Origin of the sequence: Indolivaga capnocytophagoides, assembly GCF_036511535.1 — a bacterium.
Classification (GTDB): Bacteria; Bacteroidota; Bacteroidia; order Bacteroidales; family Dysgonomonadaceae; genus Dysgonomonas_A; species Dysgonomonas_A capnocytophagoides.
In genome coordinates, this window is the sequence record NZ_AP028867.1 from 233570 (window position 1) to 249868 (window position 16299).

At 36.9% G+C, this 16299-nt stretch carries 10 protein-coding genes; all 10 read left to right on the forward strand.

All coding sequences use genetic code 11. The features are described 5' to 3' along the window. Positions 1-44 precede the first annotated feature (44 nt). The 10 genes from AABJ51_RS01105 (at position 45) to AABJ51_RS01150 (ending at position 16238) form a co-directional block, all read left to right on the forward strand. On the forward strand, positions 45-1340 hold the full coding sequence (locus tag AABJ51_RS01105; protein ID WP_338374053.1) for a glycoside hydrolase 5 family protein: 1296 nt from the start codon (positions 45-47) through the stop codon (positions 1338-1340). A gap of 6 nt (positions 1341-1346) precedes the next feature. Beyond that, positions 1347-2564, forward strand: coding sequence for a glycoside hydrolase family 27 protein (locus AABJ51_RS01110; RefSeq protein WP_338374055.1), 1218 nt, complete (start codon positions 1347-1349; stop codon positions 2562-2564). Positions 2565-2833: 269 nt separating this feature from the next. Continuing rightward, positions 2834-3724 carry a helix-turn-helix domain-containing protein gene (locus AABJ51_RS01115; RefSeq protein WP_026627082.1) on the forward strand — a complete coding sequence of 297 codons (891 nt, stop codon included), beginning with the start codon at positions 2834-2836 and terminating at the stop codon, positions 3722-3724. A 520-nt stretch (positions 3725-4244) separates the two neighbouring features. Further along, positions 4245-7493, forward strand: coding sequence for a SusC/RagA family TonB-linked outer membrane protein (locus AABJ51_RS01120; RefSeq protein WP_338374058.1), 3249 nt, complete (start codon positions 4245-4247; stop codon positions 7491-7493). Between the two features lie 38 nt (positions 7494-7531). After that, a complete protein-coding gene (locus AABJ51_RS01125) occupies positions 7532-9259 on the forward strand; it encodes a RagB/SusD family nutrient uptake outer membrane protein (RefSeq protein ID WP_338374059.1) in 1728 nt (575 codons plus the stop codon). Between the two features lie 27 nt (positions 9260-9286). Next, positions 9287-10111: a hypothetical protein gene (locus tag AABJ51_RS01130; RefSeq protein WP_321577235.1), complete on the forward strand. Its 825-nt coding sequence runs from the start codon at positions 9287-9289 to the stop codon at positions 10109-10111. Positions 10112-10361: 250 nt separating this feature from the next. After that, a complete protein-coding gene (locus AABJ51_RS01135) occupies positions 10362-12167 on the forward strand; it encodes a DUF6057 family protein (RefSeq protein ID WP_338374062.1) in 1806 nt (601 codons plus the stop codon). Positions 12168-12222: 55 nt separating this feature from the next. Beyond that, on the forward strand, positions 12223-13683 hold the full coding sequence (locus AABJ51_RS01140) for a TolB family protein (RefSeq protein ID WP_338374064.1): 1461 nt from the start codon (positions 12223-12225) through the stop codon (positions 13681-13683). Positions 13684-13851: 168 nt separating this feature from the next. Next, positions 13852-15147: a TolC family protein gene (locus AABJ51_RS01145; RefSeq protein ID WP_338374066.1), complete on the forward strand. Its 1296-nt coding sequence runs from the start codon at positions 13852-13854 to the stop codon at positions 15145-15147. Between the two features lie 5 nt (positions 15148-15152). Further along, positions 15153-16238, forward strand: a complete 1086-nt coding sequence (locus tag AABJ51_RS01150; RefSeq protein WP_338374067.1) for an efflux RND transporter periplasmic adaptor subunit — start codon at positions 15153-15155, stop codon at positions 16236-16238. Positions 16239-16299: the final 61 nt, after the last annotated feature.

The following is a 16299-nucleotide window of genomic DNA, read 5'->3' on the forward strand; positions in this document are numbered from 1 at the left end:
GCTAAGACTAATAATAAACCACCATATATAAAATCGAATAAATAATGAAAAAACTGATACTTTTCGCTATTTCGGCATTATTAATATTTTCTTGTACCCAAAATAAAAAGACAGAATCTCCTTCATCTTCAGAGAATTTTGTGAAACAAAAAGGCGGTCAATTTGAGATTGGAGATAAGCCTTATTATTTTATCGGGACTAATTTCTGGTATGGTGCTATACTTGGATCTACCGGACAAGGAGGTAATAGAGACCGTTTGCTTAAAGAACTTGATTTTCTGAAAGAAAATGGAATTAACAATCTGAGAGTATTAGTTGGAGCAGATGGGTATGCAGGTCAAGCAGTAAAAGTAATGCCGACACTACAACTCGAACCGGGTATTTACAACGATACTATTTTTGATGGATTAGATTACCTGCTTGTAGAAATGCATAAAAGAGATATGCGTGCTGTATTATTTTTGAATAACAGCTGGGAATGGAGTGGAGGATATGGGCAATACCTGAATTGGGCGGGTAAAGGAGATGTTCCTGATAAAGGGGTACATGATTGGCCTGTCTTTGTTAAATATGTAGCCCAGTATGCTGAATGTGATAGTTGTCACACTCTTTTTAACAACCATATAAAAGCGGTTTTGTCGAGAAGTAATCGATATACAGGCAAAAAATACACCGATGATCCCACTATAATGTCATGGCAGATAGGTAATGAGCCCCGTGTATTTAGTGATGCTGCCAAACCTGCGTTTACCAAATGGATTAAAGAAGCTGCATCTCTTATTAAATCGTTAGATTCCAATCATCTGGTCTCTATAGGTTCGGAAGGAATATGGGGATGTGAAATGGATTCAGCGTTATTCGAAGAGATTCATGCAGATAAAAATATCGATTATCTGACAATGCATATCTGGCCTAAAAACTGGAGTTGGATAGATATTTCGGATATTCCTAAATCGGTAGATGCCGGAATTGTAAATACCGATCAATATATGTCGGAACATATCCGTATTGCACAAAAATTAAATAAACCTATTGTTTTGGAAGAATTTGGTTTTCCCCGCGATAATCACAAGTATACATTGGATGATCCTACTACAGCCAGAGACAAGTATTACCGGAATATATTCCAACAGTTGGTGAAATCGTCTAAAGCCAACGGGGTATTTGCCGGATGCAATTTCTGGGCTTGGGGTGGATTCGGCCGTCCGCAACATGAGTTCTGGAAACCTTGGGATGACTATGTCGGTGATCCGTCACAGGAAGAGCAAGGTTTAAATTCCGTTTTTAACACAGACTCCACTATAAAAGTAATTAAAGAATTTTCAGATCAATTAAAGTAACGGATAATGAAACAGAAACTTTGGGTTGCCGTATTTATTGTATGGTCTATGGGTATATTTGCTCAGAAGTTTGATAATCTGGCTAAAACTCCTCAGATGGGATGGAATAGCTGGAATAAATTTGCTACAAATATAAATGAGCAAATGGTAAAAGAAATGGCTGATGCAATGGTTGGTTCCGGGCTTAAAGATGCCGGATATAACTATATATTATTAGACGACGGTTGGATGGATATGCAGCGTGATTCGCTGGGAAACCTTGTTCCTCATCCTGAAAAGTTCCCGAATGGAATTAAAATTGTTGCCGATTATGTACATTCCAAAGGATTGAAGTTCGGTTTATATAATTGTGCAGGAGCAAAAACATGTGCAGGGTATCCCGGAAGCAGGGGACATGAATATCAGGATGCTATGAAATATGCCGAATGGGGAGTCGATTATTTAAAATACGATTGGTGTGATACTGGCAATATGAATGCAGCGGAGGCATATACTACCATGCGAGATGCTTTATATGCTGCCGGACGTCCTATCTTTTTAAGTATATGCGAATGGGGAGATAATGAACCTTGGAAATGGGCTCCGGTCATAGGTCATAGTTGGCGTACTACGGGCGATATATATAATTGTTTCGAATGTGAACATAATCATGGAACATATTCTTCCTGGGGAGCTATTAATATTCTCAATATGAGAGATCAAGAGATGTTGCGGAAAGTTTCAGGGCCCGGACATTGGAATGATATGGATATGCTGGAGGTTGGCAATGGCGCTTTTTCATTATATGAAGAGCAAACTCATTTCGCTTTGTGGGCTATACTTAATTCTCCTCTTATTTTAGGGAATGATTTAAGGGATATCTCTAAGGAAACATTGCAAATTCTTACAAATAAAGATATCATTGCGATTAATCAGGATTCTTTAGGAATACAGGGCTTTAAATATACCACAGAAGGAAAAGTCGAAATATGGGTCAAACCTATGATTAATGGAGAATGGGCTGTTTGCTTTTTTAATCATTCTCAGGATGGTATCGATTTCTCTTTTGACTGGTCGAAACATTTAATCAAGGATGAGTTATTTAATAAAGAAATAAGTTTTAACGATAAAAATATCTATAAGCTTAAAGACTTATATCAACAGAAACAGATAGGAACTACTAAAAATATATTAAAGCAAAGATTGGGGAAAAATCAATCGTTAGTCGTCAAACTTTTTAAATAAAGGAATAAAACAATAGCAGAGGCAGATCTAATGGAAATATTTAAAAGGGGGATACATTTTAGCAAAAGGAGGTGGATATAAAACCTCCTTTTTGCATGATACTATCCCACAGTTTAAAAACCTTATTAATGTTTGAATAATATTATACTTAATAAAAGTTGGTACAAATTTAAAAACATTAGGTACAAAATTGAAAGTGGGTTGTTCGCTTATAAGGTACATTTGTGCATCTAATAAATGTTAACTAATACTTTAATATCTTGTTTACCATGAAGCATAATTTTACGGTATTACCTGAAATCACACCTCTATCTGATAAAGATTGTTTTTATATTGCGGATAGATATAACACAGAGTTTACAAGTCCTTTGCAAAGGTATGCAGAATTTGAACTGAATTTTACGGCATATGCATCGGGAGTAAAGAGAATTATCGGAGATTCTATTGAAGTTATCGGAGATTACGATTTGATATTGTTAGCGAATGAAAATCTCGAGCATGTATGGGAGCCGGATCAGTATAAGTCAAGTAATGCAAGAGTCCTTACAGTTCAGTTTTCTTCGGATTTGTTCATTCCTAATTTGTTGAAAAAAAGTCAATTCGGGTCAATTCGACGAATGTTGGATAAGGCAAAAGAAGGCTTGTCATTTCCTATGTCGGCAGTGCTGAAGGTATATAAGTCTCTGGATATGTTGTCATCTGAAAAAAATGGGTTCTATTCTGTGATGAAGTTTCTTTCAATCTTATATGAGTTGTCTCAGTTTTATCATGAAGCCCGAACTTTGTCAAGTTCTTCGTTTGCGAGAGTGAGAGCTCATTCCGAAAGTCGTAGGATTCAGAAAGTGCATGAATTTGTAGAATGTCATTACAGAGAAGACTTGCGTTTGGATCAGTTAGCCGATTTGTCGGGTATGACTCCTGTTTCATTCAGTCGTTTTTATAAGCAGCGTACCGGAAAGAGTGTTTCAGATTATATTATTGATATGCGTTTGGGACATGCGATCCGTTTACTTATCGATTCAGAAATGCCTATTTATGAAATCTGCTATGAATCAGGCTTTAATAATGTATCTAATTTCAATCGTATATTTAAAAAAAAGAAAGACTATTCTCCAAAAGAATTCAGAGACAACTATCGGCGTAAAAGATTATTTGTCTGATTGATTTGTAAAACTAAATAATAAGATATGCTCATGTTATTTTATGTTTTAGTACTATCTAAAACATCGATGTGATACTATTATGATGATAGTGTAAAATATAATATAGCTTAGTAGTGTTTTCTTTATTGCTTATTATTATTCTAGATTTGTTGTTCAATTATTTGATAATGAGTTGTTTGTTTTTTTTATCTTTAAAGTCTTTTTCTATAGCCTTAAAATATGAATAATATCTGATTCCCTTACCGAATTTGAAAATCCAGCAAATTATAATAGATGTAGAAAAGTATCATTAATAGATAAAATAATGTCAATTATTGATTTTAGCTTTCTATAGATTTGTATCTGTAATGTTTTGCCCTAATTATTAACTCTTATTAAGTCTTTATGATTATGAATAAAATCCAAACATGATAATAACCTTTTAATACATGTGGATATTCGAAGCATGGTTCTCTACCTGAATTTAATTATGTATATCAAGAATATACAAAGTCTCATAAAAACACAATAGTATTACATGAAAAATAACGAATTTAAACAAAGTTCGGTAAAGACTAAAGCCTCTCCTATATTGGGATATCTGGTTTTATTTTTATTACTGATTATTCCTCTTGCCGGATATTCTTCTAAAGGGTCTGTAGGAGTAGAAACGAAGGAAACTCAACAAGGCGAGCCAACAGTGAGGGGAACAGTCAAGGATGCAGCCGGCGAACCTTTAATCGGGGTAAGTGTGACAGTCAAAGGATCGACAAATGGAACATTGACTGATATTGATGGTAACTATTCTCTTAAAACATCTAATTCCAATGCAGTTCTGGTTTTTAGTTATATAGGTTTTAAAACACAAGAACTGGCAGCTGGCGGACGCACCGAATTGTCTATAACCATGCAAGAAGACCAGAGTGTGTTAGATGAGGTTGTAGTAGTGGGATACGGTGTTCAGAAGAAAAAGCTTATAACAGGTGCTACGGTACAAGTAGCCGGAGATAATTTAATAAAGCTAAGTACACCCAGTGCCTTTAGCGCATTGCAAAGTCAAACTCCCGGGGTTAATATTACAGCGTCTTCCGGACAACCCGGCGAAAGCTTCAAAGTATATATACGTGGGGTCGGTACTACCGGTAATTCAGCACCCTTGTATGTAATTGATGGTGTTGCGGGAGGAAATATCGATAATTTAAATCCTGCTGATATTGAGTCTATCGATGTCTTGAAGGATGCTGCATCTGCCGCGATTTATGGAGCCCGTGCCGCCAATGGTGTAATATTAGTTACAACAAAGCAAGGGAAATCCGGAAAGGTTCAAGTATCGTATGACGGATATTATGGTGTTCAGAATGTTTATAAGATGGCATCAGTACTCAATGCCCAGCAATATATGCAGATAATGGACGAGGTGAATTTTAATGAGGGGCTTGATTCTTATGATTGGAAAAAATATCTGGGTGACAAATACGACTCGGTACAGAATGGTACATGGAAAGGCACAAATTGGCTCGAAGAGATGAGAAATAAAAATGCGCCGATGCAGAATCATGCTATAAACCTGACCGGAGGATCAGATCTCTCTAAATTTTCTATGGGAGTATCATATACATCACAGGAGGGCGTTTTTGGAAAACCTGTTCAGTCTCAATATGAAAGAACATCTGCACGTCTTAATTCGGAGCACATTCTTCTAAAAGGAGCGGGTCGGGATATTATAAAGGTTGGAGAAAATCTCACTTACAGTTATACAATAAGAAATGGTATCGGTATTGGTACTCAGTATTGGAATGATATTTCAAGTGCATTAAGAACAGCCCCTATTATGCCTTTGTATGATAGCAATGGCAATTATTTTGACCGTGCGGCAAAAGATGCCTTGGGACTGACTGCATATGATGCTTCGATGGCCAACCCAATTGCAGATATGGTTTATGAGCGTGGTAATAATACTACTAAAAATCATAATCTGAATATGACTGCATACCTACAAATAGAACCGATAAAAAACTTAGTTTTTAGAAGCCAGTTCGGATATAAGATGAGTTCAAACAGTTATAGGTCTTACACTCCTACTTATGACTTGTCGGCAACTGTTGCTAATCAGACTTCACGCGTCAGCCAGAATGGAGGTTCTGGATGGAGTTATACATTAGATAATACCTTGAACTATAAGTTTGCCTTGAATGCCCACCATTTTGATGTACTGGGAGGGCAATCTTTAGAAAAATCGGGGATGGGTGAAACTTATGGAGGAGTAGGTGGTAATCTGATCTTCGATGGATATAAGTATGCTTATCTGGATAATGCTCAGGGATTGATATCCGGAGTTACGTCTGTAACCGGTGCTCCTTGGGACGAAGGTAGGCTTGTATCTTTCTTTGGACGTTTAAACTATGACTGGAATGAAACATATATGGCTACTTTGATTATAAGAGCTGATGGTTCATCAAATTTTGCTCGCGGTAATCGTTGGGGATATTTTCCTTCTGTTTCAGCCGGTTGGGTAACTACCAATGAGAAATTTATGGAATCGTCTCGTTCTTGGCTCGATTTTCTTAAATTAAGAGCAAGCTGGGGGCAAAATGGTAATTGTAATATTCCCAATTTTTATTACTTAGCCACTGTATCATTTGATGATACAGCTGCCTATTCGTTCGGTAATAACAAAGATTCTCAAACAACGGGTGGTTATGCAAATGTTTTACCTAATCCCGATGTTAGCTGGGAAACATCAGAACAACTTGACTTAGGAATAGATGCTCGTTTCTTGAATTCGCGTCTGGCGCTCACTTTCGATTGGTACAAGAAAACAACTAAAGACTGGTTGGTACAACCTCAGATCTTAGGAGCCTTAGGTATGGGGACTAGTGGTGCTCCTTGGATTAATGGGGGAGCAGTAGAAAATAAAGGTATTGAAATCGGATTAACATGGAATGATAAGATTGGCAGTGACTTTACTTATGGAATTAATACAAATGCAACATTTAATAAAAATAAAGTAACCGAAATTAAGAACTCAGAAGGTATAATTCATGGAGCAGCCAGCGTATTGGCACAAGGTACCCCCGAAATGTATAGAGCCGAAGTTGGTCAGCCTATAGGTTATTTCTATGGGTACAAAACCTCCGGTATTTTTCAGAATCAAGCCGAAATAGATGCATGGAAAGCAGCCGGAAATGGAATCCTTCAGGGAAATGTTCAACCCGGAGATGTAAAATTTGCAGATCTCAATCATGATGGTGTTATTGATGATAAGGATAAGACCAATATTGGTAATCCTCATCCTGATTTTACTTTAGGTTTTAGTTTCAATATGGGATATAAGGGCTTTGATCTGAGTGTGACGACTTATGGAGCGTTTGGCCACCAAATTGCAAAATCGTACCGTAAATTTTCTGATGGAAGGCATGAAAATTATACAACCGATGTATTTGAACGTTGGCACGGAGAAGGAACTTCTAATAAGTATCCTAGATTAACATCCGGATCGAATGCTAACTATATGAATATCTCTGATTTATATATAGAAAATGCAGACTACTTAAAAATTCAGAATATAACATTAGGATACGATTTCAAAAAGTTATTTCCCAGAATGCCTTTAGGACAGGCTAGATTGTATTTTACTGCACAAAACTTGTTTACTATAACAGGATATTCAGGTATGGATCCTGAAGTAGGTTATGGTGGAGGTACAGACAGTTGGGCTTCAGGTGTTGATGTTGGTTATTATCCTACGCCCAGAACATATCTTTTCGGAGTAAACCTCAAATTTTAAGATGTAAGACTTATTGTCATAATTTTTTACGGAAAAACATGAAAAAATTAAAATACTTAGCACTATCAGCAATTGCATTATTATTTGCAAGCTGTGAAAGTTTTCTGGACACAGAAAACTATACGGAAAAGAATACATCAAACTATCCGCAGACATTGGCTGATGCTCAGCAGGTAATAGCCGGGATTTACAATAACTTGAGTGTTGTGAATGCTAATCCTCAGTATTCGTTCCATATGGTATCGGAACTTGCGTCTGATGACCGTTTTGGAGGAGGAGGTATCAACGACAGGCAGTTACAGGCAATAGATTTGCTTATGGCTCCGGGTACTGATATGATGAGGCAGTTCTGGATAGACCGTTATGCCGGTATACAACGAGCCAATAATGCGATTGAAACACTGGGAAATTGTACCGGTTATGAAAGTGAAAATCAAAAGAATCAGATGATCGGGGAAGCTCATTTTCTACGTGCTTTCTATTATTATGAGTTAGCATCATTGTTCGAAAATATTCCTTTGATTATTTCTACCGCAACAAGTGGAACTACCCCTCAGGCAGATCCAGCAGAAACGTGGTCTCAGATTATTTCGGATCTTAAGTCTGCTATTGAATTAATGCCTGCTCAGAAAACTACAACAGCTAATGCCGGGCACGTAGACAAATATGCAGCGGAAGCGATGATGGCCCGTGCATTCTTATTTTATACAGGTTTCTATAAGAAAACAGATATAACATTACCCGATGGAAGTACTGTTTCTAAAAATGACGTAATAGGCTGGATTGATGACTGTGCCAACAATTCGGGTTATAGTTTAGTACCTGATTATCGTAATCTGTGGGCTTATTCTAACAGGCTGACTAAAGAGGATTATACATATACAAAAGGGCAAAATCTGAAATGGGTTGAAGATGATAATGCTGTGAATCCCGAATCGATGTTTGCCATTAAATACTCTAAATTTGCAAGCTGGAGCACAACTATCGGATATTCAAATGGATATGCTCTTTTCTTTGGTGTGAGAGGAAGTCAGGATCTGGGAAATACATTTCCATTTGGTCAGGGCTGGGGGGCAGGTCCTGTATCTCCCGCATTGTGGAAAGATTGGACTGCTGCAGAACCTCAGGATATGAGACGCCAGGCATCAGTATGTAATATTCCAAATGAGTTACCGAAGTATACAAAAGGAGGGTGGACTGATTTTGTACAGGAAACCGACTTCTACGATAAGAAAAACTCACCTATTTCATCGAAGAAAACAAGTGGAGATGGTTATTGGGAAACTTTCGAACAGGATATGTATAGCTATTCGACTGTAAACTTCCAGTTATCCAATATACACGATTTGGTTTTAATCCGTTTTGCCGATGTTTTATTGATGCAGTCTGAATTAAAACAAGATGTTTCTGGTATCAATAAAGTTCGCGAGCGATCAGGTCTTGATCCTATTGGTACATATAGTGATGATGCTTTGAGAAATGAACGGCGTTGGGAGCTAAGCTTTGAAGGAGTTCGCTGGAATGATATTCGCCGCTGGCATATTGCCGAGACAGCATTGGCGGTACAGAATAATCAGGCGGTATATTTTCAGGGACAAGCCGATAAAAATGTTACGACTAATAACGGAGGAGGTTATGTTGCGCGTTATACAGCAACAAATGGCGGATTTTTCCCTATACCCGAATCTGAGATATCATTGTCAGGCGGAGTATATAAGCAAAATGCCGGATGGGAATCAGGAACATTGTATTCCGGATGGAAATAATCGTATAACTCTAAATCAGAAGAAAACATGAAATATATATTCAATTCAATAATAGCAGGTGTTCTTACAGCTCTGTTTCTTGCTTGTGATCCGATTGTGGATGAGAAGGGAGTAGGAGAAGTTATAACTTCTGCCGATCAGATACAAGCGACTATAACCCCAGTGGTACAAAACGGATTAAATACGAATAAAGTAAAAGTTAGTTGTAAAAGCCCTGTTTCGTGTCAATGGACGGATGGAGTAAACTTATATGCAAGTTCCGAAACTGAGTTGACTTTACTTCTTGCCGGCTCCCAGACGATAACCCTGAATGCTTTAGCTGCAGATGGGACTGTGTTCGAGAAAAAATTTGAATACAATGTCGAATCTATGTACTATCCGGTGGCTCCAGAGTATGGCTATTTCTGTGGAGCAGGAGAGAAAGTATGGACATGGGCAGATACTAAATGTTTTGGGAATGGCGGTGGATCGGATACCGGGCCAGCTTGGTGGATATTAAATCCCGAAGACATTAAAGAGCAATGTGTAAGTAAGAATCTTCCTTTGGATGGTAAAGGGGCTACTATGCAATTTATTCTGAGCGGAAAGAAAATGATAAAGACGACGATGGATGGTGTTAAATATGAAGGTAAATTCGATTTTGACATGACTGCAGGCACCAGCGGATGGTCTTTAGGTACTGTTACTTTTACAAATACGAATATATTATGTGGTTATGACTTCAATGATGCAAGTTATTCAGCCTGGAGTAAATACAATATTATATATCTAGATGACGAGAAAATGGTTCTGGGAGCTCAGGAACATGCTCCAAATTCTAATTATTGGTATTGGGTATTCAAGGCTCAGTAAACGATGTGTGCAAATTGAATCTTAGATGGTTAGAAAGAAGTGAGGGTTGGCCTCACTTCTTTTGATCATTTAAGCAGTATTTATTCCATATCTGTAGTGTAATTTGTTTTTGATAAAATTTCAATCAAATATTCTATTAAGTAACAGCGAATACTTAATGCTGTAATTTTCGAAAATAACTAACTTTGTTATATCTGGAGGCAATAAAATCCGGAGACTTTAAATCTGAAGAAAAATACATGGAACATTTATGAATAAGATATTTAAACATTTTGACTGGTGTTTGTCTTTGGTTTTCGGCATCATGATATTTGTGTTTTTCGCTTTCTTTTATAGATATCATCTGCTATATCAGGAACAATTACAGTTATTCCTCTTTACTTCTTATTACTTATCGGATTTGATGGGGCGTCCCGGAGGTCTGGCTGATTACTTTGGTACATTTTTTACCCAATTTTATTATTATCCGTTAGCCGGAGCTTTATGTATAGCTTCTTTTTTAGTTCTCCTACAGCTTGTTGTTAAGAGATTATGTAATAAATGGGGAGTGGATTCTCCTGTGGTTTTACCATTTTCATTTGTACCTTCCATATTGATGTGGGCTTTATTGTGCGACGAGAATTATTTGCTTACAGCTTTGTTAGCCATTCTTTTGACCATGATTCCCTCATTATTATATTTGAAAATTAAGAGTTCTTCCATCAGATTGATTTTTGTGGTTCTAATGTTTCCTCTTTTATATTGGTTTGCAGGAGGGGTATTCTGGATATTCGGTATTTTATGTATTTTATCCGAATGGTTTTGTTTCAAACAATTGTCTAAGTTCACTTGGGGAGTATTATTGATTATTATAGCTGGTTCAGTGATGTTTTATCCTTTGATATCCGGCTTGTTCTTACAATATCCTGAAAGCCAGCTTTGGTGGGGGATCGGTTATAACCGTTATCCTGTTGTATTGCCTTATTCCATTTTGGTTGTATGGGTGTCAATTGCTTTGGTACCGTTGTGTTTTGTTCTGATGAGGAATCGATTGAGTAAATTAAAATATCCTCGTTTTACGGTTGTTGTCAGTATTGTATTGGTCTTTGTCTTTGCGTTTTTTGCTCTTAAATCAGTTATTGATTGGCGCAAGGAAGAGGTGATGGCATATGATTATTATACTAGAGTCAAAAATTGGAAGAAAATAATAGATATGGCTAATCGGAAAGATCCCGATACACCTTTATCTGTAACTTGCCTTAATCTTGCCTTATATAAAGATGGCGCGATGGGGAATAGTATGTTTCGTTATTTTCAGAATGGTCCCGAGGGGTTACTACCTGCGTTTCAACGGGATTTTACATCACCCCTTATTGCCGGAGAAGTTTATTATCATTTGGGCTTTCTCAATACATCAATGCGGTATTCATTCGAAGCGATGGAAGCTTTGCCTGACTATAAAAAAAGTTCGCGTGCAATGTTGCGTATCGCTGAGGTTAATTTATTAAATGGAGAAAACAAAGTTGCTGAAAAATATTTGAGAATATTACAACATACCTTATTCTATAATGAAAAAGCAACCCGTATGTTGGAATGCTTGGGAGATGACCGGAAAATAAAAGGGAGAGAAGAATGGATTCATTTACAAAAGATAAGAATGAAGTCAGACTTTCTTTTTAGTGAAAACGAAAAGGATCAAATGCTTGGACTATTGTTTGTAAATAACCAGTCCAACAAGATGGCCTTCGAATATTTAATGGCATATACTTTGCTTATAAAAGATCTTGATCATTTCGTGCAGTATTTTCCATTAGGAAAAAAACTGGGATATAGAGAAATTCCCGCTCATTATCAGGAGGCATTACTTTTTTATTGGATAAATACGGGACATGATATTAACGATTTACCTTGGAGTATAGATTCTCCGGTTATTCAGAATTATATAAACTTTTCGAAAGCATTGGCTGCCGGAGCAAATGCAAACTCATTGTATCGGGGCTTTTCCCAAACGTATTGGTATTACCTGCAATTCTCAGGCGGAGATCGGGTAGATTATACGCAAAAACCGATTTATTAATATCGTTCAGTGTTATAAGTGATGAATGCTGATATGTCTGAAAAAAAAATTACATATGATTCGACTGATTTTTACTTTTATAATTGCTTTACTTACATTCTCAGGATGTTGGGAAGAAATAACAAGCCCTTATATCGTAGATGATTATCCATCTATTTATCCGGATTATATAAATGTTACAGTTCCGGTCAGTATTGCGCCTCTAAATTTTATGGTAAAGTCTATTGTTTTTGATAAGATAGATGTTCATCTGAAAGGGAAAAAAACAGGAGAAATCAGAGTCCAGGATAGTAAACTGGCTCAGTTTCCCGAAAAAGAATGGCATCGCTTACTCGAAGATAATATAGGATCGGAGATAGAAGTGCAGGTAAGTTTGAAGTCTGATAATAAATGGAAGAGGTATAAGAGCTTCAGTATTTATGTAAGTGAATTTCCGATTGATTATGGACTGGTCTATCGTCTGATAGCTCCGGGATACGAAGTCTATAGCAAAATGGGTATATATCAACGGGATTTATCTTCATTCAGTCAGAAAGCAATTTTTGAAAATACAATGATACCCGGTTCATGTGTTAATTGTCATGCTTTCAATCAAAATGATCCGGCATCTATGAGTCTGCATATCCGAGGAGCACATGGAGCAACCATGTTACAAATTGATGGCAAGATGCAATTGTATAAAACAAAGACCGACAGTACTATAGCTTCATGTGTATATCCATATTGGCATCCTACCGGACGTTATATAGCATATTCACTGAATCAGACAAAACAAGGGTTTCATGAGATTCATAATAAGCGGGTAGAGGTATTTGATGAGGCTTCTGATGTAGTTGTGTACGATACAAGAAAAAATCAGCTATTGACAAGTTCTTTACTAAAGACCGAGAACTTCGAAACTTTTCCTGTTTTTTCGCCAGATGGAAAGACTCTTTATTTTTGCTCTTCGAAAAAATACGATATACAATCAGGTTATCAGAATATAAAGTATAGTCTTTACAAAATATCATTCGATCCCCAGACTGGAAATTTCGGAACTACTATCGATACATTGGTTTCTGCTGAACAAACCGGAAAGACAATCTCATTTCCAAGACCTTCTTTTGATGGAAAGTATCTCATGTATACACAGGCCGATTATGGGAATTTTACAATTTGGCATAAAGAAGCTGATTTATATTTATTGAATTTAAAAGATGGTACGACCAGACGAATGGATGAAGTGAATAGTGATGATACCGAAAGTTTTCATGATTGGAGCAGTAATTCCCACTGGTTTGTATTCAGCAGCAGGAGAGGAGACGGATTATATACCCGCCTTTATATTGCTTCGATTGATAATGATGGAAAGATATCCAAACCTTTTTTATTACCCCAGGAAGATCCGGAATATTACGATTTTTCGTTGTATTCTTTTAATGTTCCTGAATTTATAAAGGCTCCCGTAAATGTAAATGCAAGAGATCTGGAACAAAAATTACTGTCGGGAGACAGAATCCAGATGGGACTTAAATGACAGATGTTGATTCAACATATATTATTACAGGATGTAAAATAGGTATTTAAGAATAGCTGTTTATTTCTTCTTATCAGTATTGATAAAATTCTAATTTACTTCTAATGTAGGTCTAAATTACATTTAATGTTTAGGAAATACATTTGTCCGAAAATATATTATTGGAGGATGAAGAAGTATTGGTCAGGTTTAGCTTTCATATTGTTTATATCCGTTTTTACTGTTCAAGGTCAGAATTTTATGAGGTTAACGCCTTCTGATATAGAATCTTTGTTCTTGAAACAGAATCTGAAACTGATAGCGGAACAAATGAATATTGACATTGCCGACGCCGAAATAGTACAGGCCAAATTATGGGACAACCCTAATTTGTCTGTCAGCGGCATTAATTTGTGGAGTACAAAAAGTCAGCGGGACGGCAATCCGGAATTAAGTTCCCCTCTGTTTGGTAATTTCGGCAAACACACACAATTTTCGGTTGAGCTCAGTCAACTGATACAAACTGCAAATAAGAGAGGAAAACTTGTTGCTCGGGATAAAATATCGAAAGAAATAGCCGTACAAGAATTCGAAACAGTTTTGAGAGGTCTCAAAAGTGAACTCCGAAAATCTATAGATGAGATCATTTACTGTCAGAATTATCAGGCGGTATTACAAAAGCAGCAGTATTCCTTAGATCAGCTCATAGAGTCGTATCGGAAGCAGGTTGCTCAAGGTAATATTGCTAAATCGGAGCTGTTTAGGTTGCAATCGTCTTTACTCGAATTGGAAAATGAGATTAATGAGAACAACGAAGACCTGAATGGAAAAATTAAGACTCTGAAATCTTTATTATCAATTGATCCTTTGATCAATATTGAAGTAGAAGAAATATCTTCAGGAGCGATTGATCCTGATTCGTTGATTCTGGCGCACCTTCTGTCTCAGTCAATAGAAAACCGTCCAGAGCTGAAAATAAATAAATTACAGACCAAGTATTTCGAAAAATCGTTGGCCTATGAAAAAGCTCAGCGTGTGCCTGACATAACTCTTAGCGCAAATTATGATCGCTTTGGCGGAGTATGGAAAGATTTTGTAGGTTTCGGTATAAGCTTCGATCTTCCTTTTCTGAACAGAAATCAAGGAACGATAAAGGCTGCCGGTATCGCCAGAGATCAGAACTTATATATGGAAAAATTACAGATCAATGAGACCGGCCATGAGGTTGTTGAAGCATACAATAACTATAGTCAGGCATATCTATTCTACCAGAAAATAAACAAAAACGAACTTTTATCCGACCTCGATAATATGCTGGATATCTATACCCGAAATTTGATAAATAAGAATATAAGCATGGTCGAATTTATTGATTTCATGGATGCATATAAAAGTAATAAACAAACAGTCTTAGCGGCGGAGAAGAAAATGAAACTTCAATTTGAAGACCTGCAATATGTCGTTGGTACAGAACTGAAAAAATAACTATTATGATAAAGAAATACATAGCAGCATTTGTCTTAATTCCCTATCTTCTTATTTCGTGTGCTCAAAAGGAGGATAATAAAACCCAGCAGCCCGAACAGACTAAAGAAGCTTTCTTAAAAGATGTAAAGACCATACCTGCAGCACTAAGCACTCAAGACCAAGAACTAACACTGGCCGGAAAGGTAGAATGCGATCCTGATAAAATGATAAATTATACTCCTTTGATCAATGGAGTTGTAGACCGTACTTATTTTTCGCTAGGAGATAAAGTACAACGTGGACAAGGTATGCTCGATATGAGAAGTACGGAGCTCAGCTCGATTCATTCAGAGAATATCTCTTTGGAAGCTGATGTAAAATTGGCGGAACGTGAATTAAAAACGGCTCAAAGCATGTATAATGACGGTATGCTGTCTGAAAAAGAATTAATGGAGGCTCAAGGTAAACTAAAACAGGCTCAGGCGGCATTAGGTAAAGTAAAAGCTGATGCTTCAGTCTATGGTATACGAAATTCCAATGGTTCTTTTTCAATAAAGGCTCCTATTTCGGGATATGTAACAGCCAAAAATGTTTCTTCCGGAACTACAGTATCAGAGGGAAGTGATCCTCTTTTCACGATTGCAGACTTGAGCAGTGTCTGGATTGTAGCTAATGTATATGCCGGTAATTTACAATTTGTACATGAAGGAATGGGTGTTGAAATAACGTCAATGTCTTATCCCGGAGAAGTATTTTATGGTAAAATAAGCTCGGTTCCCCAGATATTCGATTCTGAGGAAAAAGTACTTAAGGCACGTATTGTTATGCAGAATAAGGATTTGAAATTCAAACCTGAAATGTCGGTTGTGGTGAAGCTGAAAAATGAGACACAGATCAAATGTATTGCCTTGCCGTCAGATGCATTGATCTTTGATGATAATAAATACTTTGTTGTAGTGGAGGAAGCCGAAGGTAAGTTTGTATATAAAGAAGTGACTTTACAGGGGCATAATAATAAGACATCTTACATTTCATCAGGAGTGGCAGAAGGCGAGAATGTGGTCATCCGAAATCAGCTGTTAATTTTTTCAGGATTGAAAGGCAATTGAGGGTTACAGACCTTTTTGCTGCTTTAGTAAGTAAATCCGCCAAAGTCTGTTATAAACTAAA

What these genes read in the sequence shown, in the direction of transcription:
- AABJ51_RS01140 (WP_338374064.1), top strand. Translation starts at nt 12,223, where the DNA reads ATGATTCGACTGATTTTTACTTTTATAATTGCTTTACTTACATTCTCA.
- AABJ51_RS01125 (WP_338374059.1), top strand. Translation starts at nt 7,532, where the DNA reads ATGAAAAAATTAAAATACTTAGCACTATCAGCAATTGCATTATTATTT.
- AABJ51_RS01105 (WP_338374053.1), top strand. Translation starts at nt 45, where the DNA reads ATGAAAAAACTGATACTTTTCGCTATTTCGGCATTATTAATATTTTCT.
- AABJ51_RS01150 (WP_338374067.1), top strand. Translation starts at nt 15,153, where the DNA reads ATGATAAAGAAATACATAGCAGCATTTGTCTTAATTCCCTATCTTCTT.
- AABJ51_RS01135 (WP_338374062.1), top strand. Translation starts at nt 10,362, where the DNA reads ATGAATAAGATATTTAAACATTTTGACTGGTGTTTGTCTTTGGTTTTC.
- AABJ51_RS01130 (WP_321577235.1), top strand. Translation starts at nt 9,287, where the DNA reads ATGAAATATATATTCAATTCAATAATAGCAGGTGTTCTTACAGCTCTG.
- AABJ51_RS01115 (WP_026627082.1), top strand. Translation starts at nt 2,834, where the DNA reads ATGAAGCATAATTTTACGGTATTACCTGAAATCACACCTCTATCTGAT.
- AABJ51_RS01120 (WP_338374058.1), top strand. Translation starts at nt 4,245, where the DNA reads ATGAAAAATAACGAATTTAAACAAAGTTCGGTAAAGACTAAAGCCTCT.
- AABJ51_RS01145 (WP_338374066.1), top strand. Translation starts at nt 13,852, where the DNA reads ATGAAGAAGTATTGGTCAGGTTTAGCTTTCATATTGTTTATATCCGTT.
- AABJ51_RS01110 (WP_338374055.1), top strand. Translation starts at nt 1,347, where the DNA reads ATGAAACAGAAACTTTGGGTTGCCGTATTTATTGTATGGTCTATGGGT.